Annotated in this window: 24 protein-coding genes; 13 read left to right on the top strand and 11 right to left on the bottom strand. The window is 70.1% G+C overall.

The genetic code is table 11. The features are described from left to right. Positions 1-112: 112 nt before the first annotated feature. From AC07NG_RS02430 to AC07NG_RS02415, 4 genes are all read left to right on the top strand, one after another. The gene (locus AC07NG_RS02430) at positions 113-577 is read left to right on the top strand and encodes a DUF4126 family protein (protein ID WP_492854068.1); all 465 of its coding nucleotides are present in this window, start codon (positions 113-115) and stop codon (positions 575-577) included. After that, positions 577-1,959, top strand: coding sequence for an FAD-containing oxidoreductase (locus tag AC07NG_RS02425; protein WP_494591965.1), 1,383 nt, complete (start codon positions 577-579; stop codon positions 1,957-1,959). The genes AC07NG_RS02430 and AC07NG_RS02425 overlap by 1 nt, the downstream gene beginning before the upstream one ends. Positions 1,960-2,052: 93 nt before the next feature. Continuing rightward, on the top strand, positions 2,053-2,631 hold the full coding sequence (locus AC07NG_RS02420; protein WP_494591963.1) for a TetR family transcriptional regulator: 579 nt from the start codon (positions 2,053-2,055) through the stop codon (positions 2,629-2,631). Between the two features lie 28 nt (positions 2,632-2,659). Next, positions 2,660-3,694, top strand: a complete 1,035-nt coding sequence (locus AC07NG_RS02415) for an NAD-dependent epimerase/dehydratase family protein (RefSeq protein WP_494591961.1) — start codon at positions 2,660-2,662, stop codon at positions 3,692-3,694. On the opposite strand, the gene AC07NG_RS02410 is transcribed toward AC07NG_RS02415, so the two are convergent. Then, positions 3,628-4,077 carry a MerR family transcriptional regulator gene (locus tag AC07NG_RS02410; protein WP_494591959.1) on the bottom strand — a complete coding sequence of 150 codons (450 nt, stop codon included), beginning with the start codon at positions 4,075-4,077 and terminating at the stop codon, positions 3,628-3,630. The two genes, AC07NG_RS02415 and AC07NG_RS02410, sit on opposite strands and share 67 nt — an antisense overlap. 72 nt (positions 4,078-4,149) lie before the next feature. Here AC07NG_RS02410 and AC07NG_RS02405 point away from each other — a divergent pair, with 72 nt between their 5' ends. Next, positions 4,150-5,133: an aldo/keto reductase gene (locus tag AC07NG_RS02405; RefSeq protein WP_494591957.1), complete on the top strand. Its 984-nt coding sequence runs from the start codon at positions 4,150-4,152 to the stop codon at positions 5,131-5,133. 9 nt (positions 5,134-5,142) lie between these two features. On the opposite strand, the gene AC07NG_RS02400 is transcribed toward AC07NG_RS02405, so the two are convergent. Both AC07NG_RS02400 and AC07NG_RS02395 read right to left on the bottom strand, forming a co-directional pair. Further along, complete coding sequence (locus AC07NG_RS02400) at positions 5,143-6,516, bottom strand: sensor histidine kinase (protein ID WP_494591955.1); 1,374 nt, start codon at positions 6,514-6,516, stop codon at positions 5,143-5,145. A 34-nt stretch (positions 6,517-6,550) separates the two neighbouring features. After that, positions 6,551-6,946: a DUF2237 family protein gene (locus tag AC07NG_RS02395; protein ID WP_487291304.1), complete on the bottom strand. Its 396-nt coding sequence runs from the start codon at positions 6,944-6,946 to the stop codon at positions 6,551-6,553. Between the two features lie 146 nt (positions 6,947-7,092). On the opposite strand from AC07NG_RS02395, the gene AC07NG_RS02390 reads away from it, so the two are divergent. Both AC07NG_RS02390 and AC07NG_RS02385 read left to right on the top strand, forming a co-directional pair. Further along, positions 7,093-7,971 carry an HpcH/HpaI aldolase/citrate lyase family protein gene (locus AC07NG_RS02390; RefSeq protein WP_492854061.1) on the top strand — a complete coding sequence of 293 codons (879 nt, stop codon included), beginning with the start codon at positions 7,093-7,095 and terminating at the stop codon, positions 7,969-7,971. Between the two features lie 11 nt (positions 7,972-7,982). After that, entirely contained in the window at positions 7,983-9,083 is a 1,101-nt protein-coding gene (locus tag AC07NG_RS02385) for a hypothetical protein (protein ID WP_494591952.1), read from the top strand. Positions 9,084-9,261: 178 nt separating this feature from the next. Here AC07NG_RS02385 and AC07NG_RS02380 read toward each other — a convergent pair whose 3' ends face one another. The 3 genes from AC07NG_RS02380 to AC07NG_RS02370 all read right to left on the bottom strand — a co-directional run bounded on the left by AC07NG_RS02380 (position 9,262) and on the right by AC07NG_RS02370 (position 11,414). Further along, positions 9,262-10,284 carry a proline iminopeptidase-family hydrolase gene (locus AC07NG_RS02380; protein ID WP_494591950.1) on the bottom strand — a complete coding sequence of 341 codons (1,023 nt, stop codon included), beginning with the start codon at positions 10,282-10,284 and terminating at the stop codon, positions 9,262-9,264. Between the two features lie 164 nt (positions 10,285-10,448). Further along, positions 10,449-10,793 carry a DUF5076 domain-containing protein gene (locus AC07NG_RS02375; protein ID WP_487291297.1) on the bottom strand — a complete coding sequence of 115 codons (345 nt, stop codon included), beginning with the start codon at positions 10,791-10,793 and terminating at the stop codon, positions 10,449-10,451. Between the two features lie 36 nt (positions 10,794-10,829). Beyond that, the gene (locus AC07NG_RS02370; protein ID WP_494591948.1) at positions 10,830-11,414 is read right to left on the bottom strand and encodes a hypothetical protein; all 585 of its coding nucleotides are present in this window, start codon (positions 11,412-11,414) and stop codon (positions 10,830-10,832) included. A 174-nt stretch (positions 11,415-11,588) separates the two neighbouring features. On the opposite strand from AC07NG_RS02370, the gene coaBC reads away from it, so the two are divergent. Further along, the gene (gene coaBC, locus AC07NG_RS02365; protein ID WP_494592325.1) at positions 11,589-12,800 is read left to right on the top strand and encodes a bifunctional phosphopantothenoylcysteine decarboxylase/phosphopantothenate--cysteine ligase CoaBC; all 1,212 of its coding nucleotides are present in this window, start codon (positions 11,589-11,591) and stop codon (positions 12,798-12,800) included. Next, positions 12,797-13,258: a dUTP diphosphatase gene (dut, locus tag AC07NG_RS02360; RefSeq protein WP_487291294.1), complete on the top strand. Its 462-nt coding sequence runs from the start codon at positions 12,797-12,799 to the stop codon at positions 13,256-13,258. Before coaBC ends, dut begins: the two co-directional genes overlap by 4 nt. Before the next feature lie 37 nt (positions 13,259-13,295). On the opposite strand, the gene AC07NG_RS02355 is transcribed toward dut, so the two are convergent. Then, on the bottom strand, positions 13,296-13,406 hold the full coding sequence (locus tag AC07NG_RS02355) for a hypothetical protein (protein WP_233245315.1): 111 nt from the start codon (positions 13,404-13,406) through the stop codon (positions 13,296-13,298). Between the two features lie 383 nt (positions 13,407-13,789). Here AC07NG_RS02355 and AC07NG_RS02350 point away from each other — a divergent pair, with 383 nt between their 5' ends. Beyond that, the gene (locus tag AC07NG_RS02350) at positions 13,790-15,583 is read left to right on the top strand and encodes a methyl-accepting chemotaxis protein (RefSeq protein ID WP_494591945.1); all 1,794 of its coding nucleotides are present in this window, start codon (positions 13,790-13,792) and stop codon (positions 15,581-15,583) included. Positions 15,584-15,815: 232 nt separating this feature from the next. Here the strand turns inward: AC07NG_RS02350 and AC07NG_RS02345 are convergent, their stop codons facing one another. Then, entirely contained in the window at positions 15,816-17,942 is a 2,127-nt protein-coding gene (locus AC07NG_RS02345) for a M3 family metallopeptidase (protein ID WP_494591943.1), read from the bottom strand. A gap of 156 nt (positions 17,943-18,098) precedes the next feature. On the opposite strand from AC07NG_RS02345, the gene AC07NG_RS02340 reads away from it, so the two are divergent. From AC07NG_RS02340 to AC07NG_RS02330, 3 genes are all read left to right on the top strand, one after another. Then, complete coding sequence (locus AC07NG_RS02340; RefSeq protein WP_110121170.1) at positions 18,099-18,950, top strand: glutamate racemase; 852 nt, start codon at positions 18,099-18,101, stop codon at positions 18,948-18,950. Between the two features lie 68 nt (positions 18,951-19,018). Further along, positions 19,019-19,552 carry an SRPBCC family protein gene (locus tag AC07NG_RS02335; RefSeq protein ID WP_494591941.1) on the top strand — a complete coding sequence of 178 codons (534 nt, stop codon included), beginning with the start codon at positions 19,019-19,021 and terminating at the stop codon, positions 19,550-19,552. A gap of 53 nt (positions 19,553-19,605) precedes the next feature. After that, positions 19,606-19,953 carry a hypothetical protein gene (locus AC07NG_RS02330; protein ID WP_494591939.1) on the top strand — a complete coding sequence of 116 codons (348 nt, stop codon included), beginning with the start codon at positions 19,606-19,608 and terminating at the stop codon, positions 19,951-19,953. 26 nt (positions 19,954-19,979) lie between these two features. Here AC07NG_RS02330 and AC07NG_RS02325 read toward each other — a convergent pair whose 3' ends face one another. The 3 genes from AC07NG_RS02325 to AC07NG_RS02315 all read right to left on the bottom strand — a co-directional run bounded on the left by AC07NG_RS02325 (position 19,980) and on the right by AC07NG_RS02315 (position 25,454). Then, entirely contained in the window at positions 19,980-21,065 is a 1,086-nt protein-coding gene (locus AC07NG_RS02325; protein ID WP_494591937.1) for a GNAT family N-acetyltransferase, read from the bottom strand. A gap of 93 nt (positions 21,066-21,158) precedes the next feature. Beyond that, positions 21,159-23,303 (bottom strand): prolyl oligopeptidase family serine peptidase, encoded by a 2,145-nt coding sequence (locus AC07NG_RS02320; RefSeq protein WP_494591935.1) that lies wholly within the window; start codon positions 23,301-23,303, stop codon positions 21,159-21,161. After that, entirely contained in the window at positions 23,304-25,454 is a 2,151-nt protein-coding gene (locus AC07NG_RS02315; protein ID WP_494591933.1) for a prolyl oligopeptidase family serine peptidase, read from the bottom strand. Positions 25,455-25,561: the final 107 nt, after the last annotated feature.

Raw genomic sequence — 25,561 nt, 5'->3', positions numbered from 1 at the left:
GATCGGAGCGGCTCGCCCTCTTCGCCAAAGCCGAAACGTCCAAGCCTGCACGCTCCGCTTGCGGTTTGCTCCCAAGGCGCGCCTGATCGCGGCGACGCTCGGGAGTTCTCGCATGACCCTCTACGTCCTCGCCCTGCTGATCGGCGTGATCGCCGGCCTGCGGGCCATGACCGCTCCGGCCGCCGTCGCCTGGGCCGCGCATCTGGGCTGGATCCCGCTGGCGGGGACGCCGCTGGCTTGGCTGGGAAACAACATCGCCGTCTGGATCTTCACCGCCCTGGCGGCGGTCGAGCTGGTCACTGACCAGTTGCCCTTCACGCCCAGCCGCAAGGTTCCGCCGCAGTTCGGGGCTCGCATCGTCAGCGGCGGCTTCTCGGGCGCCGCCATCGGTTTCGCCGGCGGCTCGTGGATCGTCGGGGCCATCCTCGGCGTGGTCGGGGCGGTGATCGGCACTCTGGGCGGGGCCGAGGGCCGTGCCCGCCTGGCCAAGGCCTTCAAGCGCGACACGCCGGCGGCCCTGATCGAGGACGTGGTCGCCCTGGGCGGCGCCTGGCTGATCGTCTCGGCGGTGTCGTGATGGCCGCGCAGGTGTTCGACGCGATCATCATCGGCGCAGGGCAGGCGGGGCCGTCCCTGGCCGGCCGCCTGACCGCCGCCGGCTGGAAGGTGGCCCTGGTCGAGCGCAAGCTGTTCGGCGGCACCTGCGTCAACACCGGCTGCATGCCGACCAAGACCCTGGTGGCGAGCGCCTACGCCGCGCACCTGGCCCGCCGCGCCGCCGACTACGGCGTCGTGCTGCAAGGCCCCGTCGAGATCGACATGAAGGCGGTCAAGGCCCGCCAGCAGACCGTCGTCCACAACGCCCGCGGCGGCGTGGAAAAGTGGCTGAAAGGCATGGACGGCCTCACCGTCTTCGAAGGCCACGCCCGCCTGACCTCGCCCACCACCGTGCAGGTCGGCGAGGCGGTGCTGGAGGCGCCGAAGATCTTCCTCAATGTCGGCGGTCGCGCCAACGTGCCCGACATGCCGGGCGTCAACGACGTCTCCTATCTGACCAACACCGGCATGATGCAGCTCGACGTGCTGCCCGAGCACCTGGTGATCGTCGGCGGCAGCTATATCGGCCTGGAGTTCGCCCAGATGTATCGGCGCTTCGGCGCGGCGGTGACGGTGGTCGAGATGGGGCCGCGCCTGATCGGCCGCGAGGACCCGGAGGTCTCCGACACGGTGCGCGAGATCCTCGAGGCCGAGGGCGTAGCCTTCCGGCTCAATTCCGAGTGCATCAGCTTCTCGCCCTGTGAGGAAGGCGTCCGTGTCCACGTGTCCTGCCGCGAAGGCGAGCCGGCGGTGGTGGGTTCCCACGTGCTGCTGGCCGTCGGCCGCAAGCCCAACACCGACGACCTGGGCCTCGACGCGGCCGGCGTGACGCTCGACAAGCGCGGCTACATCCAGGTGGACGAGGCCCTGCGCACCAACGTCACGTCGATCTGGGCCTTGGGCGACTGCAATGGCCGGGGCGCCTTCACCCACACGGCCTACAACGACTTCGAGATCATCGCCGCCAACCTGCTGGACGATGATCCGAGGAAGGTCACCGACCGCCTGACCGCCTACGCCCTCTACACCGACCCGCCGCTGGGCCGGGTGGGGATGACCGAGGCCGAGGTCCGCGCCACTGGCCGCCCCGCCCTGGTCGGAACTCGACCCATGACCCGCGTCGGCCGCGCCATCGAGAAGGGCGAGACGCAGGGCTTCATGAAGGTGCTGGTCGACGCTGAAACCAAGCAGATCCTCGGCGCCTCGATCCTCGGCGTCTCGGGTGACGAGGCCATCCACGGCATTCTCGACGTCATGTACGCCAAGGCCCCCTACACGGTGCTCCAGCGCACCGTGCCGATCCATCCGACGGTGTCGGAGCTGATCCCGACGGTGCTGGGCGAGCTGAAGCCGCTGGCCTGAGGGCGACAGAACGCCGCGAATCCGCGCCCCGGTCTTTACGGATCGCTTGCTCTCGATTTATAACCATCTGGTCGGTTATGAATTGGAGCCAAGATGGGACGCAAGCGCGTCATCGACCAGCAGGTCATTCTCGACGCCGCCGAGCGCGTCGTCGCGCGGGACGGCGCGGCCAACCTGACGCTGGACGCCGTGGCCAAGGAGGCCGGGGTCGGCAAGGCGACGGTGATCTACGACTTCAAGACCAAGCAGGCCCTGATCGAGGCGGTGGTCGATCGCTCGTTCGCGGCCGACAACGCCCGCCACGCGGCGCTGGAGGCCGAACTGGCGGGCCAGGAAAGTCCCGTCATCCGCGGGCGGATCCGCGGCGGCGCCCATGCCCCGCCCGAGGACTTCCGCGCCGTCGCTCTGAACCTCAGCGCCGCCCTGGTGCTGGACGCCGACCTGCGCCGGAAGATGCAGGCCAACCAGGCCGGCGTGGTCGCCCGGGTGCTCGACACCTCCGCCGCGCCGCGCGGGGCCCTGCTGGCCTATCTCGCCCTCGAGGGCCTGAAGTTCCTCGAGTTCCTAGACTTCCACCACTTCCCGCCGGCCGAGCGCGACAGGATCGTTCGCGAGATCGAATGGCTGTCCTCGGCGACGCCGCAGGACGGCCCGCCGCCGACGGGCGACTGACCCCTCCCCCAAACCGGACTTCAAGACCATGACCAACCCTCCCTCCGCCGCGCCTGGCGCGGCGACGAGCGCGCACGCCTGCCCGCGACGCCTCTTCGTGACCGGCGCGGCCGGCTATGTCGGACGCAATCTGGTGCGCCGCTTCCTGAGCGACGGCGTCGAGGTGGTCGCCCTGGCGCGCAGCCCCGAAGCCGCCGACCGCCTGCGGGCCCTGGGCGCGATCGCCGTGGTTGGCGACATCCTCGATCCGGGGATCGGCCAGGCCATGGCCGGCTGCGACGCCCTGGTCCACGCCGCCGCCGACACCGACCACGGTCATGGAGGCGCGGCGCAGATGCGCACCAACGCCGAAGGGACCCGGACCGTCCTGCGCGCCGCCCGGGCCGCTGGCGTGCGCCGCGTCGTGCACCTGAGCACGGAGTCGGTGCTGAGCGACGGGCGGCCGCTGCGCCATGTCGACGAGACCCGGCCCTATCCGGCCCGGCCGGCCGGCTCCTATTCCCGCAGCAAGATCGCCGCCGAGAAGATCGCCCTCTCCATGAACGACGAGACCTTCGCGCTCGTCGTCGTGCGGCCGCGCTTCGTCTGGGGCCGCGACGACACGACGGCCCTGCCGACGCTGGTCGAGGCCGCCCGTTCCGGCCAGCTGGCCTGGATCGACGGCGGCGGCTATCGGACCTCGACCACCCACATCGACAACCTCTGTCATGGCGTCGATCTGGCGCTGCGGGCCGGACGCGGCGGCGAGGTCTATTTCCTGTCGGACGGCGAGCCGATGGCGTTCCGGACCTTCGTATCGGCGCTGCTGGAGACGCAGGGTGAGGCGGCGCCGGACAAGGTGGTTCCGCGCGGCGTGGTGCGCGCTGTCGCGGCCGTGGGCGACCTGATCGGCCTGGTCACGCGGGGCGCAAAGCCCGTGCCGCTGACCCTGCAAGGCTTCGCCGCCTCGGCCGTGGAGGTGACGCTCGACATCGGCAAGGCCCGCCGCGAGCTCGGCTATGCGCCGGTCGTCTCCCTGGCCGAAGGGCTCTCGGAACTGGCGGCCTCGGCGCGGCAGAGATAGTCCTCCAGGCGCGGGACGTCGCCGGGGCGTCCCGCCGCCAGCCAGTCGAGCTTGCCTTGCAGAAAGTCTAGGCCGGCGTCGAGTTCGGCCCGGCGTTGCAGCAGGCGCTCGATCTGCAGGCGCAGGACCTGCGCCGTGCGCTCGTCCCCGCCGCCGCCCCCCCGGTACTCCTCGTTCAGCGCCGCGATCTCCCGCAGCGAATAGCCCAGGGACTGCTGCAGGCGGATCATGCGGGCGGTGGTGACGTCGTCGCGGGTGAAGACCTGATACGGATTGCCGCCGCCCTTGCCGCCCCGTTCGGGCCGCAGCAGCCCCTTGCCGACATAGAACCGGACGGTGTCGACGGGCAGGCCGGCGACGCGGGCGAACTCCGAGATCAGCATGCCGACGGCTCCTTGACCATGGACCATGGTCCACACTTATAGAGCTGTTCGTCACCCATTCGGAGCCTTTCCATGACGAACCTTTCGCGCGCCCTTCCCCAGGTCGAACTCGGGCGTGGCGGTCCCTCCATCGGCGCCCAGGGCCTTGGCTGCATGGGCATGAGCGAGTTCTACGGCGCGACCGACGAGGCCGAGGCCCGCGCCACGCTGGACCGCGCCCTGGAACTGGGCGTGACCCTGTTCGACACCGCCGACATGTACGGGTTGGGGGCCAACGAGGCCTTCCTGGCGGATTTCCTGCGCCGGAACCGGGGCGCGGCCCTGGTCGCCACCAAGTTCGGCTATGTCCGCACGCCGCAGACGCCCGACGACTGGAGCCTCAGCAACCGGCCCGAACACATCCGCGCGGCCGTCGAGCGGTCGCTGCAACGGCTCGGGGTCGAGACCATCGACCTCTACTATATGCACCGCCGTGACAAGGCCGTGCCGCTGGCCGAGTCCGTCGGCGCCATGGCCGAGCTTGTGAGCGCCGGCAAGGTGCGTCAGCTGGGCCTGTGCGAGGTCGAGCCCGACGAACTGCGCCAGGCCCATGCCATCCATCCGATCGCCGCCCTGCAATCGGAATGGTCGCTGTTCAGCCGCGACATCGAGGACGAGATCGCCCCCCTGGCCGCCGAACTGGGCGTGACGCTCGTGCCCTTCGCGCCGCTGGGCCGGGGCCTGCTGACCGCCCGCGACTTCGCCCGCGCGCTGCCCAAGGACGATGCGCGCCTGAACTTCCCGCGCTTTGCGGCGGAGAACCTGGACGGCAACGACCGGCTGGTCGCCGAGGTTGAGGTGATCGCCGCCGCGCATGGGATCACGGCGGCCCAGACGGCCCTGGCCTGGCTCTACGCCCGCGCCCGGGCGCTGGGCGTGGCCATGGTCCCGATCCCCGGCACGCGCCGGCGGACGCGCCTGGAAGAGAACGTCGCGGCGGTGACCCTGACGCTGTCGGACGCCGACATGGACAGGCTGGAAACCCTGGCCGCGAAGGTCAGGGGCGTGCGGGTCTGACGCCTCGCCTCAGGCCGCCAGCGGCAGGGTGACGCGGAACGCCGAGCCCTCGCCGGGGCGGCTATCCACCCCGAGGCGGCCGCCGTGGGCTTCGACGATGGCCTTGCTGATGGTCAGGCCCAGGCCGTTACCATGGGCGGCGGCCGCATCGGTCTGCCAGTTGCGGTCGAAGATCCGGGCGGCCTGTTCTTCGGTCATGCCCCAGCCGGTGTCGCGCACCTCGACCACCACGGCGACGTCGGAGATCTCGCTGGTCAGCGACACCTGGCCGCCGGGGGCGGTGAACTTGATGGCGTTGGACAGCAGGTTGGCCACCACCTGCTCCAGGCGAGCGCCGTCGGCTTCGAGGAACGCATCGGCCGCGTCCAGGTCGCCGTGCGGCGCGTAGGAGAAGGCCACGCCCTTGCGGGCGGCCGAAACCTCGAACTGGCCGGCGACGTCGGCCAGCAGCCGGCGCAGGTCGACCGTCTCCTTCGACAGCACCAGCCCCCCGGCCTCGATCTTGGAATGGTCGAGGATGTTGCGGATCAGCCGACGCATGGTCTCGGTGGCCATGCGGATGTTTTCGATCGCCCCCTTCATGCGCGGCTGGTGGTCGAGCTCGGGCTCGGCCAGCAGGTTCTCGCTGGCGAACAGGATGGTGGTGATCGGGTTGTTGAGGTCGTGGGCGACGATCTCGACGGCTTCCTTGCGGGCCAGGGAGATGGACTTTTCGCGCTCTGCCAGGCGGGCGGCGGCCTGGTCGTAGGCGCGCTTCTGCTCGACCAGCCGCAGCAGCAGCCGGCCCAGGAAAGCGCAGAAGGCGAAGGCGCAGACCGAGGCGACGGCCAGCACCCAGAAGACGCCCCTCACCACGCGCTGGCTGTGGGCCCGCTCGGCCTGGTAGCCAGCGGTCGCCTGGTCGGCGAAGCGGTCGATGGCCGCGTTGAGCTCCGCCGACAGGGGCACGGCGTTGCGCTGGAAATAGGCGTTGGCCTCGGCCGGCGAGGCGCCGCCCAGCCGCTTGGCCAGGCCCGTGTCCTGCATGGTCAGCAGCCGGCGCTGCAGGGCGGCCACCGTATCGAGGGTGGTGTGGGCGCCCGTGTCGCGCGCCAGGCCGCGCAGCTGGCCCAGCAGGCTGTCGAACTGCTCGTTCGAACGCTTCAGCTCGCCCAGCGGCGCGGCGTCGCCGGTCAGCACGATCACCGGCACCAGCGAATTCTGCCGCATCTTCTCGCCGCGCAGTTCGTGGGCGAGGATCACCGTGCGGGCGTAGAGGGCGTCCAGCCGGTCCTGCGCGGTCGAAACCTGCGACAGGAACACCAGGGACGCGGCCAGCAGCGGCAGGAAGGCCAGGGCGATCAGCCCGACCAGCATCAGCAGCCTGCGCTCGTAATCGACCATCGGGGCTCCCGTCCGGCTGCCAGGCGCGTCGGCCTTAAGCCGACGCATGGTCCTTCAGCACGCCCAGCGAGACGATCGCCAGGGTCTCCTCGTGGGTGGCCTCCAGAATGACCTGGGGGGCCATGCCGGCGTCCAGCGCCTCGCGCCAGCGACCGGCGCACAGGCACCAGCGGTCGCCGGGCCGCAGGCCGCGGAAGGCGAATTCGGGACGCGGGGTCGACAGGTCGTTGCCGGAAGCCTTGGAGAAGGCCAGGAACTCCTCGGTCATCACCGCGCAGACGGTGTGCAGGCCCAGGTCGTGCGGGCCGGTCTCGCAGCAGCCGTTGCGGTAGAAGCCGGTCACCGGATCCAGCGAGCAGGGGACCAGTTCGCCGCCCAGGACGTTGCGGGCCGTCTCGTCATATCGCGTGGGCGTGGGGCGCGTCGTCATGCGGCGAGCTTAACCCCGTTTGCCGCTTTCCCGCCATGGCTTCCCCCGAGACGGTAGCGGGCGCTTCGCCCGCCGCGATATCTCCGCTTTTCGGCCCGCGCGGCAGGTGCTTTACAGGTTTCGCGATCCCGCGCCTCGAGAGCCTCATGACCGACATCGCCCGGCCACGCCGCAGCGCCCTCTACATGCCCGCCTCCAACGCCAAGGCCGTGGAGAAGGCGCGCACGCTGGACGCCGACGTGATCATCCTCGACCTGGAGGATGCTGTCGCGCCGGAGATGAAGCTCGCCGCCCGCGAAGCCGCCGTGGCCGCGGTCAAGGCCGGGGGCTTTGGCCCGCGCGAGATCGTCATCCGCACCAACGGCCTGGACACCCCCTGGGGCGCCGACGACCTGAAGGCCGCCGCCGAGGCCGGCCCCGACGCGGTGCTCGTGCCCAAGGTCAATGACGCCGCCGACGTCCACGCCTATGACGCGGCGCTGCACGCCGCCCCGATCCACACCAAACTCTGGACGATGATCGAGACCGCCAAGGCCGCCTTCCACCTGTGGGAGATCGCAGGGGCCGCCAAGACCACGCGCCTGTCGGCCTGGGTGATGGGGGTCAACGACCTGGCCAAGGAGATGCGGGCGCGGCAGACGCCGGGCCGCGAGGCCTTCCTGCCGATCCTGTCGTTGTCGGTGGCCGCCGCGCGCGGCCATGGCCTGTCCATCCTCGACGGGGTGCACAACGACATCGAAGACCTCCAAGCCCTGGAGGCCGTCTGCGGCCAGGCGGTGGACTTCGGCTTCGACGGCAAGACCCTGATCCACCCCAAGCATCTCGAGATCTGCAACCGCGTGTTCTCGCCCTCGACCGACGAGATCGCCTGGAGCCGGGCGGTGATCGCCGCCTTCGCCGACCCGGACAACGCCGGCAAGGGCGCGCTGCGGGTCGAGGGCAAGATGGCCGAGCGCCTGCATCTGGTTCAGGCCCAGCGCCTGGTGGCCGTGTCCGAGGCCATCGCCGCGAAGACGGCGGGCTGATAGGGAAATCCATGCGTCGCCTCGTCTTGCCGCCCGTTTCCCTGTCGGTCTCGCTGGTCGCCCTGCTGTCGATCCCGGTCGTCGCCCTGGCCCAGGCCTCGGCCCCCGCCGCTGTTCCGGCCGCTTCCGCGCCTGACGCGGTGGTGACGACGGCCCCGGCGTCCGTGGCCGCCCAAGCGCCGGCTCCCGCGCCGGCGATCCCGGTGGTCGCCGCGCCGCCGGCCGCTCAGCCTGGGGCCCCGCCCGTGGCCTCGCCGGCCGCCGCCGATCCGCTGGCCGACCTGATCGCCGCCAGCGGCCCCCAGACCACCGACGAGGAGGACGAGGCCCCGGCCGCCGCGCCCGCCCCGCGCCACAAGGCGACCATCCTGCCGATCCCGGCCCCCGAGCCCGCCGCTCCGGCCGCGGCCGGCGGGGCGATGAGCGTCGAGCAGGCCTATGAGCTGCGGGTGAAGGGCTCGATCGCCGCCGCGCAAGGCCTGCAGGGTCCGCTCGACGGCGGCTGGACGATCCGGGGCGCCGACGGAACCGCCCTCTACGCCCTTCAGATCGTCGATCCGGCCGGCGGCTATGGTCCGGTCGAAGGCGCCTGGCGAGACCTGCGCCGCAAGGGCGCGGTCGGCTCCACCGGGCTGATCGACAGCGTCGAGCGCACCTATGACGGCGGCGCGGCCGTGCGGTTCATGGCCAGGGCCGGGATCGGCTCGACCCTGTCGCTAAGCGGCGGTCCCGACGGCGCCTGGAGCGGTCGCCTGGCCGAAGATGGCGCGGCCCCGGTGGCCGTCAGCGTCGAGCGCACCGGCATGCCGATCCTGCCGGCCGGCTACGCCAGCGCCGCGCGCGGACCGGTGATCTGGCCGCCCCGCGTCGCTCCCGCCGCCCGCACCGTCGCCGCCGCGCCGGCCAAGGCCGCGCCCTGCGTCACCAAGGGCAAGAAGGGCAAGGCCCTGAAGGCCGCCAAGGCCAAGTGCGCCGCCGCGGCGAAGAAGGGCGGCAAGGCTTCGGCCCTGCGCTCGGGCAAGGCCGCCAAGGGCAAGGCGGTGAAGGGCAAGTCCGCCAAGGGCGCCAGCAAGAAGAAGACGACCGCCGCGAAGGGCAAGAAGCGGCGGTAGGAGACGGCGAAGTTGTCGCTTTGGACCCTCCCCCTGAAGGGGGAGGTGGCCCGTAGGGCCGGAGGGGAAGTCCCCTCTGATGTGGAGGCGGCGACTACCTTAGCAGTCACATCCCCCTCCGTCGGCTTCGCCGACACCTCCCCCTTCAGGGGGAGGATCTTTCAGGCCGGCCCGGCCCTCAGCCCAGCCTGTCCTGCCGCCTCAGCCATTGGCGCAGCACTGTAACGGTCTCTTCCGGGCGGTCGGTGAAGGTGGCGTGGCCGGCGCCGGGGACGACGGCCAGTTCGGATCCGGCGACGCGGCGGGCGAAGCGTTCGGCGGTGACCGGCCGGGCCTCGTCGTACTGGCCGACCATGAACAGGGTGCGCCTGCCGTCCAGCCGGTTGAGCAGCGGCTCGCCGTCATAGGTCTTCAGCGTTCCGGTCGACGAGAACTCGGTCGGACCCCACATGGCGCGGTAGAGGGTCTCGTTGAAGCCGCGATCGCCGGGCGGGCGATAGGCGCGGTGGGCCGGCGAAGGCCGCTCACGGGTCAGGAAGGCGGCGTAGAAGGCGTCTGTCGCCGCCGCGCAGGCCGCCTTGGGCGGCGGCGGAGCGGGCGCTTCGCACTGCACCAGCTGGTCGCGCACCGGCGCTGGCAGGTCGCCGCGCAGGGTCTCCGCGTCGGCGATCCAGCTGCGGGTCGAGACCAGGGGGCTGGCCAGGCACAGCCCCGCCTGGGCCGGCAGCCGCCGCGCGCCGTATTCCAGGGCCACCGTGCCGCCCCAGCTGTGACCGACGACGTGCCAGCGCGGGATCTTCAGGCCGTCGCGCACCGCTTCCAACTCGTCGACGAAGCGCGCCACGGTCCAGTTGGCTGGGTTCATCGGATGGTCCGACAGGCCGGAATCCAGCTGGTCGTAGAGGATCACCGCCCGCTCGTCGGCCAGGGCCAGGGCGTCGAGGAAGCCGGCATGCGTCCCGCCCGGCCCGCCATGGACGAAGACCACCGGCGCCAGCGGACCATCCAGCCTCCCGTTGATCCGCACATAGACCCGGCCGCCGGGAACCTCGACCTTCAGGGCGCGGTCGGGCGGCGCGAAGGTCGCCGGCCGTCCCCCTTGCCGTTCCTCTGGCGCAAGGCCCCGCGCGACCGCCCGATCGAGCGCCGTCGCCGCGCCCGTGGTCGCCAGGAGGCCCAGCAACGCCCGCCGATCGATCATCGTCCTTCCCCCCTCGTCTATGTCCGGAATGCGCGCCCCGGCGGCGCAGGCTCTTGGTCCGGCAGGATCCAGGCCCCTTAGCCGCCGCGTCTCGTCCATGGCTGTGACCTAGCGCACGCCTTGCCGGGACACATCCCCCTCGTCTCGACATCCAAGCCTGGCGCTCAGTGCGACCGGGGCGCCGGCCCCCCGGGCGTCGTCTCCGGCGCGTCGGCCAGGCCGCCTTCGATCGGCGTGGTCGGGGCGGCCAGCTCGTCACGCATGGCCTCGAGCACCGCCTCGACCACCTCGCCGGCCTCGCGCTGGTAATAGGCCGACAGGCCCCGGCCGACATGGCGCAGCAGGTCGGCCAGCATCATCCCCCAGGCCCGCGCCTCGTCGATCGGGGTGTCGTCATAGACCCCGATCCGCAGGCTGCAGTGCAGGCCGTGCTCGGCCACCCAGACCCGCGCCATTTCGGTGGCGCCCCCGTCGCGCAGGGCCGCGTCCGGAACCGGTTGCTCCCTCATGGTTCGTCTCCCCCATTTCGTTACGGGCGCCGGCGTTCAGCCGTTGCCGCCTTCGCTGCCCCGCCGGTCGGACGCCGCCGTGCGGCGGGCCTGGCCTTCCTTCTGCTTGCGCCAGTAGTCGGCCCCGTCGTCGGGCTTGAACATGGTGCGCGGCGCCCCGGCCCGGGTGACCACGGCGAAGACGTTGCCGGCCGGGTCGTAGATCAGGGTGTCGCCGTTGGCGCGCTTCAAGGTCTGGCTGCCGGCCGGCGGCTTGGCGACGAAGGCGTGGGTCTTCTTCACGTAGTCGTCGACGGTTCTGGCGCCGAACGCCTCGCCGAACCGCTCGAAGCCGCGCTGGGCGTTCTCCTCGGCGGTGCGCGTCCTGTTGGCGGCCCACATCGGCCGGCCGGCGATCAGCTGCACCGGCGCATCTCGCGGGTCAGCCGCCTGCCTTGCCGCGCCGGAGGCGTCGGCGACTTCGCCGGCGGCCGCCGGAGCGCCGCCCCCGCTACTGCTGGTTCCCTCGCTGGAGGCGACCTGGCCGCCCTTGGCGGCCTTCACCGCCGAGGCCCCGCCGTCGCAGCCCGCCAGCAAGGCGGCCGAAAGGGCCAGAAGTCCGAAACGCAACGCTCCCGTCATGCTCGCTCACTCCCCGATTTTGCAATCTTAACGATTGGTGAACGAAAAAGGAACGCGAGTCGAGTCCCCTCGTGCATCTTCCGCGCGCGGCCTTCCAGCGCGATTGCCTGCGGGCGCGAGGCGCTCTATGCGCGGAGGGGAACCGGCGGACGAGAGGCCTTCAAGGTGAGCGACATCCCGGGCGGCAAGCGCGTGCTCCTGATCGTCGGCGGCGGCGTGGCGGCCTACAAGGCGCTGGAGCTGACCCGCCTACTGCGCAAGGCGGGCATTGGCGTGCGGCCGATCCTGACCAAGGCCGGGGCGGAGTTCGTCACCCCGCTGTCGCTGGCCGCGCTCTCCGAGGACAAGGTCTATGACGATCTGTTCTCGCTGACCGACGAGGCCGAGATGGGCCACATCCAGCTGTCGCGCTCGGCCGACCTGGTGGTGGTGGCCCCCGCCACCGCCGACCTGATCGCCAAGGCCGCCAACGGCCTGGCCGGGGATCTGGCCTCCACCACCCTGCTCGCCACCGACAAGCCGGTGCTGATGGCGCCGGCCATGAACGTGCGCATGTGGCTGCACCCGGCCGTGCAGCGCAACGTGGCGACCCTGAAGGCCGACGGCGTGAGCTTCGTCGGGCCCGACGAGGGGGCCATGGCCTGCGGCGAGTTCGGCCCCGGCCGCCTGGCCGAGCCGCCGGAAATCTTCGCCGCCATAGTGAAAATGTTGAACGCGCCGGCCGAGGAGATCTTCGAGGCCTGGCCGCTGGCCGGCAAGCACGCCCTGGTCACGGCTGGTCCGACGTTCGAGCCGATCGACCCGGTGCGCGGCATCACCAACCGCTCCAGCGGTCGCCAGGGCTACGCCATCGCCGGCGCGCTGGCCAAGCTCGGCGCGAAGGTCACCCTGGTCAGCGGGCCGGTGTCGCTGCCGACCCCGCCGGGCGTCGAGCGCGTCGATGTCGAGACCGCCCGCGAGATGCTGGCCGCGTCCCAGGCCGCCCTGCCGGCCGACGTGGGGGTGTTCGTCGCCGCCGTGGCCGACTGGCGGGTCGACGAGGTGTTCGGCTCCAAGCTGAAGAAGGACAAGGGCGGCCCGCCGGCCCTGACCTTCGTCGAGAACCCCGACATCCTGGCGACCCTGGCCGCCTCCGGCCCGAACCGGCCGAAACTGGTGGTCGGCTTCGCGGCCGAGACCGACGACGTCGAGGCCCATGCCCGCGCCAAGCTGGCGCGCAAGGGCTGCGACTGGATCATCGCCAACGACGTGACCGAACCGGGCGTCATGGGCGGGACGGAAAACGCCGTCCTGCTGATCGCCAAGGACCACACCGAACGCTGGGAACGCGCGTCCAAGGACGACGTCGCCCGCTCCATCGCCCAACGCATCGCGGAAGCTCTATGACCACCACGCCCCACATCCCCGTCGTCCAGCTCGCCCACGCCCACGGCCTGCCGCTGCCCGCCTATGAGACCGTCGGCGCCGCCGGCATGGACCTGCGCGCCGCCGTCGAGGAGGACGCGCCCCTGACCCTGAAGCCGGGCGCCCGGTTCATGGTTCCGACGGGCCTGGCCTTCGCCGTGCCGGCCGGTTTCGAGGCCCAGGTGCGGCCGCGCTCGGGCCTGGCGGCCAAGGCTGGCATCACCTGCCTGAACTCGCCGGGCACGATCGACAGCGACTATCGCGGTGAAGTGAAGGTGATCCTGGCCAATCTGGGCGCCGAGGACTTCGTGATCCGCCGCGGCGACCGCATCGCCCAGCTGGTCATCGCGCCGGTGGTGCAGGCGGCCTGGAGCCTGGTCGCCAGCCTCGACGACACCGACCGCGGCGCCGGCGGCTTCGGCTCGACCGGCGGGCGGTAAGGCTGTAACTAGACCCCTCTCTCTCAGAGAGAGGGGATTAGCGGGCGCTCAGGCCCACCAGCAGGTAGCCGCCGAAACCCGTCGCGAAGGCGGCGGCGGCCAGCCACAGCATCGGGCGGACCAGGGGAAGAGGCGGGGGAGCGTTCATCGGGGGCGCGTCCTTGGCGCGTTCGGCCGAAGCTCGGCCTTGTTCGAATACGCGCGGCCCCGTCCCCCGGTTGCGGCCGTGCGCTGTTTTTATCTCACGATTCGCGTCAAAGATGCAAAATCGTCGAATGCTCCAAGGTGGAGAGCCCCGCTCCACTGTATTCGAAAATACTCAGAATACGGATCAATATCGCCCGCTTCGACCTGTGGAGTCAAAGCCTGCGACCACACGTCGCACCCTATGGTCTATCCTTGTGGCAGAATGATTTGATTGCATGGAACAATCAAGAACGTCGTTCGATGTGCGCTTAGTGTGTTCATGAATAATATCCATTAATCCGCATCGGCGAAAATCCTCCCAACACTCTCCTGGGAAGTCTCGTGATGCTCAGCAACCTCAAGGTGGCGCACAAGCTGCTCCTGGCCTTCGCCGTACTGGTGGCGGCCGTGGCCGGCGCCGGGGCCCTGGCCTGGAGCGGCCTGGCGTCGATCCAGCGGGTCACCGCCCTCAACGCCCACAGCTACGACTATCTGGCGCTGGTCGAGAAGGCCGGCGCGGATCTCGTCGAGCAGCAGAACGCCGCGCGGGGCTTCGTGGCCAGCCTGGATCCGTCGTTCGTCGAGAAGTACCAGAGCTACCAGGGCAAGTACGACGAGGCCTTCCAGGCCCTGACCGCCGGCGCCGAGGACGACGCCGAGAAGGCCAATCTCGACACCCTGACCCAGGCGGTGAGCGTGTTCCGCGCCGAGACCCTGGCCCAGATCGCCGACGCCAAGGACCCCGCCAAGCTGGAGGCGTCCCGGGTCGGCATCGGCAAGAGCGGCCGCCTGACCAATGTGCGCAAGGCGCTGAAGACCATAGACGAGGCCGAGCAGGCCCAGCTGGCCCAGCGCATCGAGGAACAGAAGCGCGCCTTCGCGGGCGCCGGCCTGGCTCTGGCCCTGGGCGGGGCCGCCGCCGTCGGCATCGCCGTGCTGATGGGTTGGCTGCTGGCCCGCAGCATCGCCGCCCCGGTCGACGCCATGACCTCGGCCATGCGCCGCCTGGCCGACGGCGACAACGCCGTGGCCGTGCCGGCCCTGGGCCGCAAGGACGAGATCGGGGCGATGGCCCAGGCCGTGCTGACCTTCAAGGACGCCGCGATCGAGAAGCTGCGGGTCGAGGGCGAGGCCGTCGAGCAGCGCCACCGGGCCGAGGCCGAGCGCGGGGCCAACGAGGCCGAGCGCGCCGCGTCGGCCCGCGAGCAGGCCGGCGTCGTCGCCCAGGTCGGCGAGGGCCTGGAGCGCCTGGCGCAGGGCGACCTGACCGCCCGCCTCGACCACGCCTTCCCGCCCGCCTATCGCAAGCTGCAGGACGACTTCAACGCGGCCATGCAGCGGCTGCAGGAGACCATGAGCGTGATCACCGGCGCGGTCGGCGGCATCCGGGCCGGTTCGGGCGAGATCAGTCACGCGGCCGACGACCTGTCGCGCCGCACCGAGCAGCAGGCCGCCAGCCTGGAAGAGACCGCCGCGGCCCTGGACGAGATCACCGCCACCGTCCGCCGCGCGGCCGAAGGCGCGGGCACGGCCCGCCGGTCGGTCGACGCCGCCCGCAAGGACGCCGAAGCCGGCGGGGCCGTGGTCGAGCGCGCCGTCGCCGCCATGACCCAGATCGAGGCCTCCTCGCGCGAGATCGGCAACATCATCGGGGTGATCGACGAGATCGCCTTCCAGACAAATCTCCTGGCCCTCAACGCCGGAGTCGAGGCCGCCCGCGCCGGCGACGCGGGCAAGGGCTTCGCGGTCGTGGCCTCGGAAGTGCGGGCCCTGGCCCAGCGCTCGGCGGAAGCCGCCAAGGAGATCAAGGGCCTGATCGGCGCTTCCGGCCAGCAGGTGGACGAGGGCGTGGCCCTGGTCGGCCAGACCGGCGAGGCCCTGCGCCGCATCACCGCCGGGGTTCTGGAGATCAATCACACGGTGGCCGAGATCGCCGCCGGCGCCCAGGAGCAGGCCACGGGCCTGGCCCAGGTGAACGTCGCCGTGAACCAGATGGACCAGGCCACCCAGCAGAACGCCGCCATGGTCGAGCAGTCGACGGCGGCCAGCCACTCGCTGTCCAACGAGGCGGCCGAACTGGCGCGGCTGGTGGGGCGGTTCAAGATCGGCGGCGCGGGCGCGGCGAAGCGGGCGGCTTAGTCCTTCTCCCCTTGCGGGAGAAGGTGGCGGCCGAAGGCCGACGGATGAGGGTCTCTCAGATCTGAAAGACCGCATCTGGCGGGCAGGCTGAAAGCAGCGGACAGGGCTTTCGACCCCTCACCCGACCTCCTTCGGAGGCCACCCTCTCCCGCAAGGGGAGAGGGAAAAGAAAACGCCCCGCCTGGATGACCGGGCGGGGCGTTCTCGTTTCAGGTCAGCTCAAGTCAGCCGATCACGCCCCCGGGGGAACCGGGAAGCCGCGGTCGCGCATCAGGGCGCCGATCTTGACGTCACGGCCGCGGAAGGCGCGGAACTGCTCGGCCGGGTCGACCGAGTTGCCGCGCGACATGATCGTCTTGATCAGGCGCTGGCCGGTGGGCTTGTCGTAGAAGCCGCCTGGCGCCTCCTGGAAGGCCTCGGCGACGTCGGCGGTCAGGGTGTCGGCCCACAGGTAGCTGTAGTAGCCGGCCGAATAGCCGTCGCCCGAGAACACGTGACCGAACTGCGGCGTGCGGTGCCGCATGACGATCTCCTTGGGCATGTTCAGCTTGGCCAGCTCCTCGCGCTCGAACTTGTCCGGATCGATATCGACGCCGCCCGCCAGGTGCAGCTTCATGTCGATCAGGGCGCTGGCCAGGTACTCGGTGGTGTCGAAGCCCTGGTTGAAGGTCGAGGCCTTCTTGATCTTGTCCACCAGGGCCTGCGGGATCGGCGCGCCGGTCTTGTAGTGGACGCAGAACTTGTTCAGCACTTCGGGCGTCGACAGCCAGTGCTCGTTCAGCTGGCTGGGGAACTCGACATAGTCGCGGGCGACGTTGGTGCCCGAGACGGTCGGATAGGTGACGTCGCTGTTGAGGCCGTGGATGGCGTGGCCGAACTCGTGGAACAGGGTGTTGGCGTCGTCCCACGAGATCAGCACCGGCTCGCCGGGCTTGCCCTCGATGAAGTTGGAGTTGTTGGAGACGATCGTCGAGATCGGCTTCTTGAAGCGCTCCTGGTTGCGGTAGGCGTTCATCCAGGCGCCCGAGCGCTTGCCCTGGCGGGCATAGGGGTCGAAGTACCACAGGCCCACGTGCTTGCCGCCGCGCAGCACCTCGTAGACGGTCATGTCGTCCTGGTAGACGGGCAGGCCCGACACCTTCTTGAACTCGAAGCCGTAGACCTGGCCGGCGGCCCAGAACATGCCTTCGCGCAGCTTCTCCAGCTGCATGTACGGCTTCACCTCGTTCATATCGAGGTCGTACTTCGCCTTGCGGACCTTCTCGGCGTAGAAGCGGTAGTCCCAGGGCTCGATCTTGAAGCCGCCGCCCTCGGCGTCGACGATGGCCTGCATGTCGGCGACGTCCTTGGCGACCTGCTCGATGGCGGGGGTCCAGACGGCTTCCATCAGGGCCATGGCCTTGTCGGGCGTCTTGGCCATCGAGTTCTCGAGGCGCCAGTGGGCGTGGGTCTCGAAGCCCAGCAGCTTGGCGCGCTCGGCGCGCAGCTTGAGGATCTTGGAGATCAGGGCGTTGTTGTCGGTCGCGCCGCCGTTGTCGCCGCGGTTGACGAAGGCCTTCCAGACCTTCTCGCGGGTGGCGCGCACCGGCGAGTTGGTGAGGTAGGGGTCAACGCTGGAGCGCGTGTTGACGATGATGTTCTTGCCCGGGAGCTTGCGCTGCTCGGCGCTCGAAGCCGTCGCGCCCTTGATGGCGTCGGGCAGGCCGGCCAGGTCGGCCTCGGTCAGCTCGATATAGGTCTCCTCGTCGGCCAGCAGGTTCTGGCTGAACTTGGTGAAGAGGCCCGACAGCTCGGTGTTGATGGCCGCGACCCGGGCCTTGGCGGCCGGGTCCAGCTTGGCGCCCGAGCGCACGAAGTTGGTGTAGTAGATCCAGACGAGGCGCTGCTGTTCGGCGGTCAGCTTGGCCTTCTCGGGGCTGTTGTAGACGGCCTCGATGCGGGCGAAGAGCCCGGCGTTCTGGGTGATCTTGTCGCCGATCTCCGAGAACTTGGCGTCGATCGCCGGCTCGATGGCCTGGTACTCGGGCGAGCTCATGTTCGAGCCCCAGATGCCGTAGTAGCAGGCGACGTCGGCCAGGGTGCGGCCGGTGTCTTCCAGCGCCGCGATGGTGTTGGCGAAGGTCGGCTTTTCCTTGTTGGCGACGATGGCGTCGATCTCGGCCAGGTTCCTGGCCATGGCCGTGTCGACGGCCGGGGTCAGGTCGGCGACCTTCATCTTGTCGAAGGCGGGGACGCCGCCGTACGGGCCGGTCCAAGGAGCGAGCAAGGGATTGGTCTCCGCGGCGAAGGAAAGGGCGGGCGCGGCGGCGCTCGCGGCGGCGGCCGCGGCGGACGAAAGCAGGAAGGTGCGACGTTGCACGGATGGCTCTCCGTTGAGTGTGGCCGGACCCTAGGCCATGCCCGCGCGCCCGTCACATGACAGGACCGTAACCTTTTAAAAGCCGACGCCTTTTCGGCCCTTTTCCCCCGCGCGGACGCATGGACGGAGGCCCTCGGCGCGGCTAATGCTCAGGCCATGACCATCGGCGTTTTCGACTCCGGCGTGGGCGGCCTCAGCGTCCACCGCGCCCTCGTGCAGCGTCTGCCCCAGGCGGACTTCGTCTACCTGGCCGACCAGGCCAACGCCCCCTATGGCGGCAAGCCGGGGGAAGAGATCGTCGACCTGACGCGGGCCGGCTGCGAGCGCCTGTTCGAGGCCGGCGCCAGCCTGGTGGTCCTGGCCTGCAACACCGCGTCGGCCATCGCCCTTCGCCGCCTGCAGCAGACCTGGCTGCCGGGCTATCGCAAGCAGCTGGGCCGTCCGATCAACATCCTGGGCATCATCGTGCCGACCATCGAGGCGGCCACGGGCCTGCCCTGGGAGCACGAGGCCGAGCGCCGCGGCGACAAGGTCGAGCAGCTCGACGTGCTGGGGGTGTTCTCCACGCAGGGGACGACCAATTCCCGCGTCTACGAGATCGAGATCGACAAGCGCAAACAGGACCTGGCGGTGTTCTCGCAACCCTGTCCGGACCTGGTGCCGATGATCGAGGCCGACGCCGGCGTCGTCGATCTGGCCAAGGCCGTCGAGGGCTATGTCCTGGCGCTGAAGACCCGCATCGGCCGCTATCCCGACCGCGCCGTGCTGGGCTGCACCCACTACGAGATCATCGCCGACATCTTCCGCGCCGCCCTGCCGGCCGGCACCCCGGTGATCCACCAGCCGGCCTCGACCGCCGACTCCCTGGAGCGCTACCTGGAGCGTCACCCCGAGTACGACCCGGGGACGGGCGGCGGCCGGGTGTTCCTGACCACCGGCCAGCCGGGCCCGCAGAACGGCCTGGTGCAGAGCTTCTGGGGCGGCCCGCTGGTGTTCGAGAAGGCCTGACGGCTTCCTCTTGCCTGAATGGCGCAGCTGGCGCTTGATCCTCCGAACATCGTTTCCGGAGACGCGCCATGAAACTCGCCGCCCCCGTTCTCGCCGTCCTGACCCTGCTGGCGGCCGGCGCCGCGCGCGCCGAGGTGGTGGACGCCCAGCCGAACGGTTTCGAGACCAAGCGCGTCGTGATCATCGCCAAGCCCGCCGCCGAGGTCTGGGCGGCGCTGGTGCAGCCGGCCAAATGGTGGAGCAGCGACCACACCTGGTCGGGCTCGGCGGCCAACCTGTCGCTGGGCGCGGCGCCGGGCGCCTGCTTCTGCGAGAAGATGCCCAACAGCGGCGCGGTTCTGCACATGACCGTCGTCAACGCCCAGCCGGGCAAGCAGCTGACCCTGTTCGGCGGCCTTGGTCCGCTGCAGTTCTCCGGCGCCAGCGGCCACCTGGTCTGGGCGCTGGCGGAAGCCGACGGCAAGACCACCCTGACCTGGAGCTATGACGCCGGCGGCTACATGAAGGGCGGCCTCGACAAGATCGCCCCGATCGTCGACCAGGTGCTCGGCCAGCAGCAGGATCGCCTGAAGGCCTATCTGGAGACGGGCAAGGCCGGGTAGGACCGGTTCGCCAGAGCCGGCGCCGCCGCCAATCTGACCCGATGTTTGAAGCCATGCATCACGACCTGATCTTCGGAGCCCGGATCCACGATCCGGACTACTGGCGCGCACATCCCATGGTGCGTGGCAGCAAAGCCGAGTTCGACGGGCCGCATGGCTGGGTCGGGCTTACGCTCGAACCCGCGCCGACCGCGAGCCGCTGCGTGGCGAGGCCCGCCAGCGAGGAAGCCACCCGAGACGGGCCGGACCTCTACTTCTGGGGAGAGGGCGACTGTCCTCTGGATCTGTTCGAGACCGCGCCACGGGCGCGCGAGTTGCTTGTCTGGATCGAAGGTCCGACGGCTAACGACGATCGCACCTGCTGGTCCGTCGGAATCTGGCTTCACGACCCTGTTCTCTGAAGGGGCGGGTCGAGACCCCGCGGCCCTCAGTGCAGTCCGCGCAGCAGGTCGATGCGGCGCATGGCCTTGCCCGGCAGCGCCGACATCCGGCCCAGCGGCAGGGCCTCGGCGACCTGGCGCACGCCCCAGGCGGCCGAGCGCACGAAGGTGGCCGGCGAGGGCGCGCCGTAGAAGCCGAACACCACGGTCTGGCGGGCGTTGGAGAGCTCGCGCTTGAAGCGGTAGTCGCCGGTGCCCAGGTCCAGCCGCGTATGGGGGCCGCCGTCCATGCCCTTGAGAATGTCCTGGAACAGCAGCAGGCCGGGCGAATAGCGGTCGAACTTGGCGTTGTGGGCGATCAGCCAGCCGTGGACCGTGTGCGCCCCGCGCAGGTGCAGGTGCACGGCGGCCAGCTCGTCGCCCAGGTGCAGGGTATAGAGCCCGCCGCCGAAGTCCGGGTCGCGACGGGCGAACATGTCCTCGACCAGGCGGTTGACCCAGTCGGTCTTGAAGAGGTCGGTCTGGCCGGTGGCCAGCAGCTGCTCACGCTTCCAGGCGATCAGCTGGTCGAAATCGGCGCGGTTTTCGGACATGGCGGCGTAGCGGGCGGGGCCCACCTCGCGCTCGGCCTTGCGGCGCTTCTTGTCGATGTCCTTGAGTACGCCGACGCCCGCCGTCTTGCGGTCGGCGGCGTAGGCCTCGTAGCCGGCGGAGACGTCGACGATCCAGGAGTCGGCCTGACCGCGGCCGTGCCGGGCCAGGGTCTCGTCGTCGGCCAGCATGTGGCAGAAGTCCAGGCGCTGGGCCTTGAGCGCGGCCAGCAGGCGGCGCGGATCGACGGCGATGTCGTGTTCGGAGACCAGGGCCTGGTAGTCGCACATCGGCGCGCCGGCCGGCATGGCCACGCCCGCCTTCACCCGCACCGGCAGGTAGGCGAGAGCCTGGCCGTCGTCGCCGCGGATCACGGCGACCTTCACGCGATCGCCCTGTTCGCCCTGGGCGGTGGCGACCGCCTTGGCCCATTGCGGCGACAGGAACGGAGAGTCGAGGCGCGGCTGCAACGCCTGGAGCGAGGTCCAGCGCGCGCTGTCCTCGGGCGAAAGCTGCAGAGCCTGGATGACGTCGATCTTCACGGGCGCCCCCCGAGCGCTGATCACGGACCTCCAGAAGGCCAGGTACCGTGATAGCGCCCAGAGATTGCGGTCCGGTTTACGGACGTTGCGGCGTCAGTCCATCAGTTTGCGGGTCAGATACGTGTATTCGAGGGCCACCCGGCGGGCGGTCTCGGCCAGGTTGGCGCTGGCCGCGTGACCGCCGTCGACGTTCTCGTAGTACAGCACCGGATAGCCGAGGGCTTCGAGCCTGGCCGCCGCCTTGCGGGCGTGGGCCGGGTGGACGCGGTCGTCCTTGGTCGAGGTCTCGATGAACACCTCGGGGTACTTCTGGCCCGCCTTGAGGTTCTGGTAGGGCGAGTACTTCTCGATCACCGCCAGTTCCGAGGGGATCTGCGGGTCGCCGTACTCGCCGATCCACGACGAGCCCGCGCCGATCTGGCTGTAGCGGACCATGTCGAACAGCGGCACCTGGATGACGACGGCGTTGTAGAGCTCGGGACGCTGGGTCAGGGCCACGCCCATCAGCAGGCCGCCGTTCGACCCGCCCATGATCCCCAGGCGACGGGGCGAGGTGATCTTGCGGGCGATCAGGTCTTCGGAGACGGCGAAGAAGTCGTCATAGACCCGCTGGCGGTTGGCCTTCAGGCCCTGCTCGTGCCAGCTCGGCCCGAACTCGCCGCCGCCGCGGATGTTGGCCACCACATAGGCGCCGCCGCGCTCCAGCCAGAGCTTGCCGGTCACCCCGGAATAGCCGGGCGTCATCGAGGCCTGGAAGCCGCCGTAGGCGTAGAGCAGGGTCGGGGTCGTCCCGTCGTACTTGAGGCCCTTGGGTCGGACCAGGAAGTACGGGATCTTCGTGCCGTCCTTGCTGGTCGCCTCGAACTGCTCGACCACGTGGGTCGAGGCGTCGAACTTGGCGGGCGCGGCTTTCACCTTGTCCAGCTTGCCGGTGGCCGCGTCGGCCAGCCAGTAGGTGGTGGGCGTCAGGTAGCCGGTCACGCTGACGAAGATACGGTCGTCCTTGTCGGAGGCCGACCCCAGTCCGACCGTCGAATTGGTCGGCAGGTCCAGCTTGGTCCGGGTCCAGGCGCCGCCCTTGAAGTCATAGACATGGGCGCCGCCGGTGACGTTCTGGAACAGGGCCACCACCAGCCGGTCGCGGGTGGCGCTGACGCCCTCGATCGCCTCGCGGGCGGTCGGGTGCAGGATCAGCGTCGCCTTGGCCGTTTCCGGCGCGGCCTTGAAGGCGGCCAGGTCGAAGGCGGCCAGGTCGCCGGTCTTCAGGCCCTGCTCGGCCCAGTCCTGCTCGACGCTGAACACCAGCTGGCCCTTGACCAGGGCCTGGATCGACGACTTCAGCGGGAAGGGCAGCTTCACCGTCTTGTCGCCGACCACCATGTGGGTCTCGGCGTTGAAGGTGTCGAGCGGCCGGTTGACGAACACCGCCTGCACCACGCCGTCATGGTCGCGCAGGGCGTAGGGCGACACGCCGTAGCCGCCGTCGTCCTTGGTTCCGCGGTAGATTTCCTTGGCGGCCGACAGGGGCTGACCGCGTTTGACCAGCTTGACCACATAGGGATAGCCGGACGTCGTCACCTCGCCCGGGGTCCAGTCGGTGGCGACGATCAGGGTGTCCTTGTCGATCCAGTCGAACCGGTGCTTGCCTTCGGGCAGCTCGAAGCCGCCGGCGACGAAGGTCTTGGTCTTGACGTCGTACTCGCGCACGACCACGGCGTCCTTGCCGCCGTTCGACAGCTGGACCAGGCAATACCGGCTTTCCGGGGCCAGGCAGCTGGCGCCCTTCCAGACCCAGTTCTTGCCTTCCGCCTTGGCCAGGGCGTCGAGGTCGAGGATGGTCTCCCAGGCCGGCTGCGCGGTGCGGTAGCTCTCCAGGGTGGTGGTGCGCCAGACGCCGCGCACGTGGTCGGCGTCCTGCCAGTAGTTCCGCAGGTCGTGGTCGTCGATGAAGGCCACGCCCGGGATGCGGTCCTTGGCGTTGACGATCGCCAGGGCGGAGTCGTGCAGGCCCTGGTAGCGCGGGTCGCCCTGCAGGATCGGCAGGGTGCGGTCGTTCTGGGCCTTGGCCCAGTCGAGCGCCTTCGTCCCCTCGATCTCCTCCATCCAGATGTAGGGATCGTCCTTGCCCAGCTCGGTGAGCGGGGTGCGGGCGGCGGTGTCGGCGGGCGCAGGGGCGGCGTGGGCGGAAACGGTCATCAGGCTCGATGCGGCAAGGAGGGCCAGGACAAGGCTACGCATTTAGTGATCCATCAGCTGGCGCGACAGGTAGGTGTAGTGCAGCGCCCAGCGCTTGGCGTTGGCCGCCGGGTCGGCGCCGTTGGCGTGACCCCCGTCGGTGTTCTCATAGTAGAGGTAGGGCTGGCCCAGATCGCCGAGCTTGGCGGCGAACTTGCGGGCGTGGCCGGGGTGCACCCGGTCGTCCTTGGTCGAGGTGGTGATGTAGGCCAGGGGGTATTTCACGCCCGGTTTCAGGTTCTGGTACGGGCTGTAGCGCTCGATCCAGGCGCGTTCGGCCGGGATGGCCGGGTCGCCATACTCGCCGATCCACGACGCCCCGGCCGGCAGCTGGGTGTAGCGGATCATGTCCAGCAGCGGGCTTTCCACCACCACCGCGTTCCACAGGTCGGGCCGCTGGGTCAGGGCCACGCCCATCAGCAGGCCGCCGTTCGAGCGGCCGTAAGCGCCCAGGTGACGGGGCGAGCTGACCTTGGTCGAGATCAGGTCTTCGGCCACGGCGAAGTAGTCCTCGTAGGCCCGCTGGCGGTTGGCCTTCAGGGCCGCCTCATGCCAGGCCGGACCGAACTCGCCGCCGCCGCGGATGTTGGCCACCGCGTAGCTGCCGCCGCGCTCGAGCCACAGCTTGCCGACCAGCGGGTCGTAGACCGGCAGCTTCGACAGCTGGAAGCCGCCGTAGGCGTGCAGCAGGGTGGGGGCGGAGCCGTCGAGCTTCGCGCCCTTCTGGCTGACCAGGAAGTAGGGGATCTTCGTGCCGTCCTTGCTGGTCGCTTCCTTCTGCTGGACCACCAGCTTGGAGGCGTCGAAGCGGGTCGGCAGGGTCTTGACGGTGTCGGCCTTGGCGGTGGTCGCGTCGGCCAGCTTCAGCTGGGTCGGGGTGACGAAGCCCTCGACCGAGTAGAACAGCTGGTCGCCCTCGTCGGCCGTCGCGACGATCGAGACGGCGGCGTTGTCGATCACCGGCAGGGCCTCGCCTTTCCAGCCCCATTCGCCTTGCGACGCGAAGCTGGTCAGCCCGCCGCGCACATTGTCGTAGATCGCCGCCACGACGCGGTGGTCGGTCACGGCCACCTGGTCGATCGACTGGCGCGGCCCCGGGACGAAAACCTTGCAGGGATCGCAGCCGGTGCTGACGACGATCTCGCCTGCCGGAAGCGTCTTGGGGATCAGGGAGGCGGGCGCGACCGACAGCAGCGCCCCGGCCGGGAAGGTCTGTTCCTTGGCGGCGGCATAGGGCTTGAAGCTCCAGGGTTCCTCGATCGTCAACACCAGGCTGCCGCCGATCAGGCCGCGGATCGACGAGCGCTCGGGGATCGACAACGGAACCGTCTTGCCGGCGTCGTCGAGCAGGAAGGTCTTGGTGTGGAAGAAGTCGGTGGCCCGCTCGATCAGCACCACGCGATTGCCTAGCGCGTCGCGCAGCACGTGCGGGCGGGCGCTGACGTCGGCCTTCTCGCCGCGGAACACCTCGACGGCCTCGCTCAGAGCCTGACCGCGCTTCAACGTCTTCACCACCATGCCGTAGCCGCTGTCGGTGGTGGTGCCCGCGCCCCAGTCGCGGGTCAGGATCAGGGTGTCGGCGTCCAGCCAGTCGACGGTCTGCTTGCTCTCGGGCAGCAGGAAGCCGTCCTTGACGAAGCTCTTGGTCGTCAGGTCGAACTCGCGCACCTCGACGGCGTCCTTGCCGCCGTTCGACAGGTTCACCAGGCAGCGGTCGTGGGTCTTGGGCCGGCAGTCGGCGCCCTTCCAGATCCAGTTCTTGCCTTCGGCCTTGGCCAGGGCGTCCAGGTCGATGACCGTCTCCCACTTCGGGTCGGCCGAGCGGTAGCTCTCCAGGCTGGTGCGCCGCCAGACGCCGCGCACGTGGTCGGCGTCCTGCCAGAAGTTGAACACCGTGGTCCCGACGAAGCTGGGGGCGGCGATGCGGTCCTTGGCGGCCAGCACCTTCAGCGCCGCGTCGTGCAGACCCTGGTACCGCTTGTCGCCGGTCAGAACGGGCAGGGTCTTGGCGTTCTCGCCCTTCACCCAGTCGAGCGACGAGGGCGTCTCGACGCCTTCCAGGGCCAGGTGGGGATCCTCCTGGGCGCGGACGGGGCCGGCGGCGAGGAGAGCAAGGGCGAGGACGGCGGGTGAAACGGAGCGGAGCGTCAGCATGGCGCGGGACGTTAATGCCATTCCCGGCGCTGGCTAGGCCATTTTTGACCCTGGACAGGGTGGACCGTTCTCTCCTCCGTAAAACCCCCGCGAAAGCGGGGGCCCAG

This window comes from Caulobacter sp. GW821-FHT10C03 (assembly GCF_059415485.1).
Note: the sequence above shows the minus strand (reverse complement) of the source record. Positions and strands in the feature narration are given on the sequence as shown.

Coding starts and splice junctions, on each gene's coding strand:
- AC07NG_RS02430 (WP_492854068.1), top strand. CDS start 113: ATGACCCTCTACGTCCTCGCCCTGCTGATCGGCGTGATCGCCGGCCTG.
- AC07NG_RS02425 (WP_494591965.1), top strand. CDS start 577: ATGGCCGCGCAGGTGTTCGACGCGATCATCATCGGCGCAGGGCAGGCG.
- AC07NG_RS02420 (WP_494591963.1), top strand. CDS start 2,053: ATGGGACGCAAGCGCGTCATCGACCAGCAGGTCATTCTCGACGCCGCC.
- AC07NG_RS02415 (WP_494591961.1), top strand. CDS start 2,660: ATGACCAACCCTCCCTCCGCCGCGCCTGGCGCGGCGACGAGCGCGCAC.
- AC07NG_RS02410 (WP_494591959.1), bottom strand. CDS start 4,077: ATGCTGATCTCGGAGTTCGCCCGCGTCGCCGGCCTGCCCGTCGACACC.
- AC07NG_RS02405 (WP_494591957.1), top strand. CDS start 4,150: ATGACGAACCTTTCGCGCGCCCTTCCCCAGGTCGAACTCGGGCGTGGC.
- AC07NG_RS02400 (WP_494591955.1), bottom strand. CDS start 6,516: ATGGTCGATTACGAGCGCAGGCTGCTGATGCTGGTCGGGCTGATCGCC.
- AC07NG_RS02395 (WP_487291304.1), bottom strand. CDS start 6,946: ATGACGACGCGCCCCACGCCCACGCGATATGACGAGACGGCCCGCAAC.
- AC07NG_RS02390 (WP_492854061.1), top strand. CDS start 7,093: ATGACCGACATCGCCCGGCCACGCCGCAGCGCCCTCTACATGCCCGCC.
- AC07NG_RS02385 (WP_494591952.1), top strand. CDS start 7,983: ATGCGTCGCCTCGTCTTGCCGCCCGTTTCCCTGTCGGTCTCGCTGGTC.
- AC07NG_RS02380 (WP_494591950.1), bottom strand. CDS start 10,284: ATGATCGATCGGCGGGCGTTGCTGGGCCTCCTGGCGACCACGGGCGCG.
- AC07NG_RS02375 (WP_487291297.1), bottom strand. CDS start 10,793: ATGAGGGAGCAACCGGTTCCGGACGCGGCCCTGCGCGACGGGGGCGCC.
- AC07NG_RS02370 (WP_494591948.1), bottom strand. CDS start 11,414: ATGACGGGAGCGTTGCGTTTCGGACTTCTGGCCCTTTCGGCCGCCTTG.
- dut (WP_487291294.1), top strand. CDS start 12,797: ATGACCACCACGCCCCACATCCCCGTCGTCCAGCTCGCCCACGCCCAC.
- AC07NG_RS02355 (WP_233245315.1), bottom strand. CDS start 13,406: ATGAACGCTCCCCCGCCTCTTCCCCTGGTCCGCCCGATGCTGTGGCTG.
- AC07NG_RS02350 (WP_494591945.1), top strand. CDS start 13,790: ATGCTCAGCAACCTCAAGGTGGCGCACAAGCTGCTCCTGGCCTTCGCC.
- AC07NG_RS02340 (WP_110121170.1), top strand. CDS start 18,099: ATGACCATCGGCGTTTTCGACTCCGGCGTGGGCGGCCTCAGCGTCCAC.
- AC07NG_RS02335 (WP_494591941.1), top strand. CDS start 19,019: ATGAAACTCGCCGCCCCCGTTCTCGCCGTCCTGACCCTGCTGGCGGCC.
- AC07NG_RS02330 (WP_494591939.1), top strand. CDS start 19,606: ATGCATCACGACCTGATCTTCGGAGCCCGGATCCACGATCCGGACTAC.
- AC07NG_RS02320 (WP_494591935.1), bottom strand. CDS start 23,303: ATGCGTAGCCTTGTCCTGGCCCTCCTTGCCGCATCGAGCCTGATGACC.
- AC07NG_RS02315 (WP_494591933.1), bottom strand. CDS start 25,454: ATGCTGACGCTCCGCTCCGTTTCACCCGCCGTCCTCGCCCTTGCTCTC.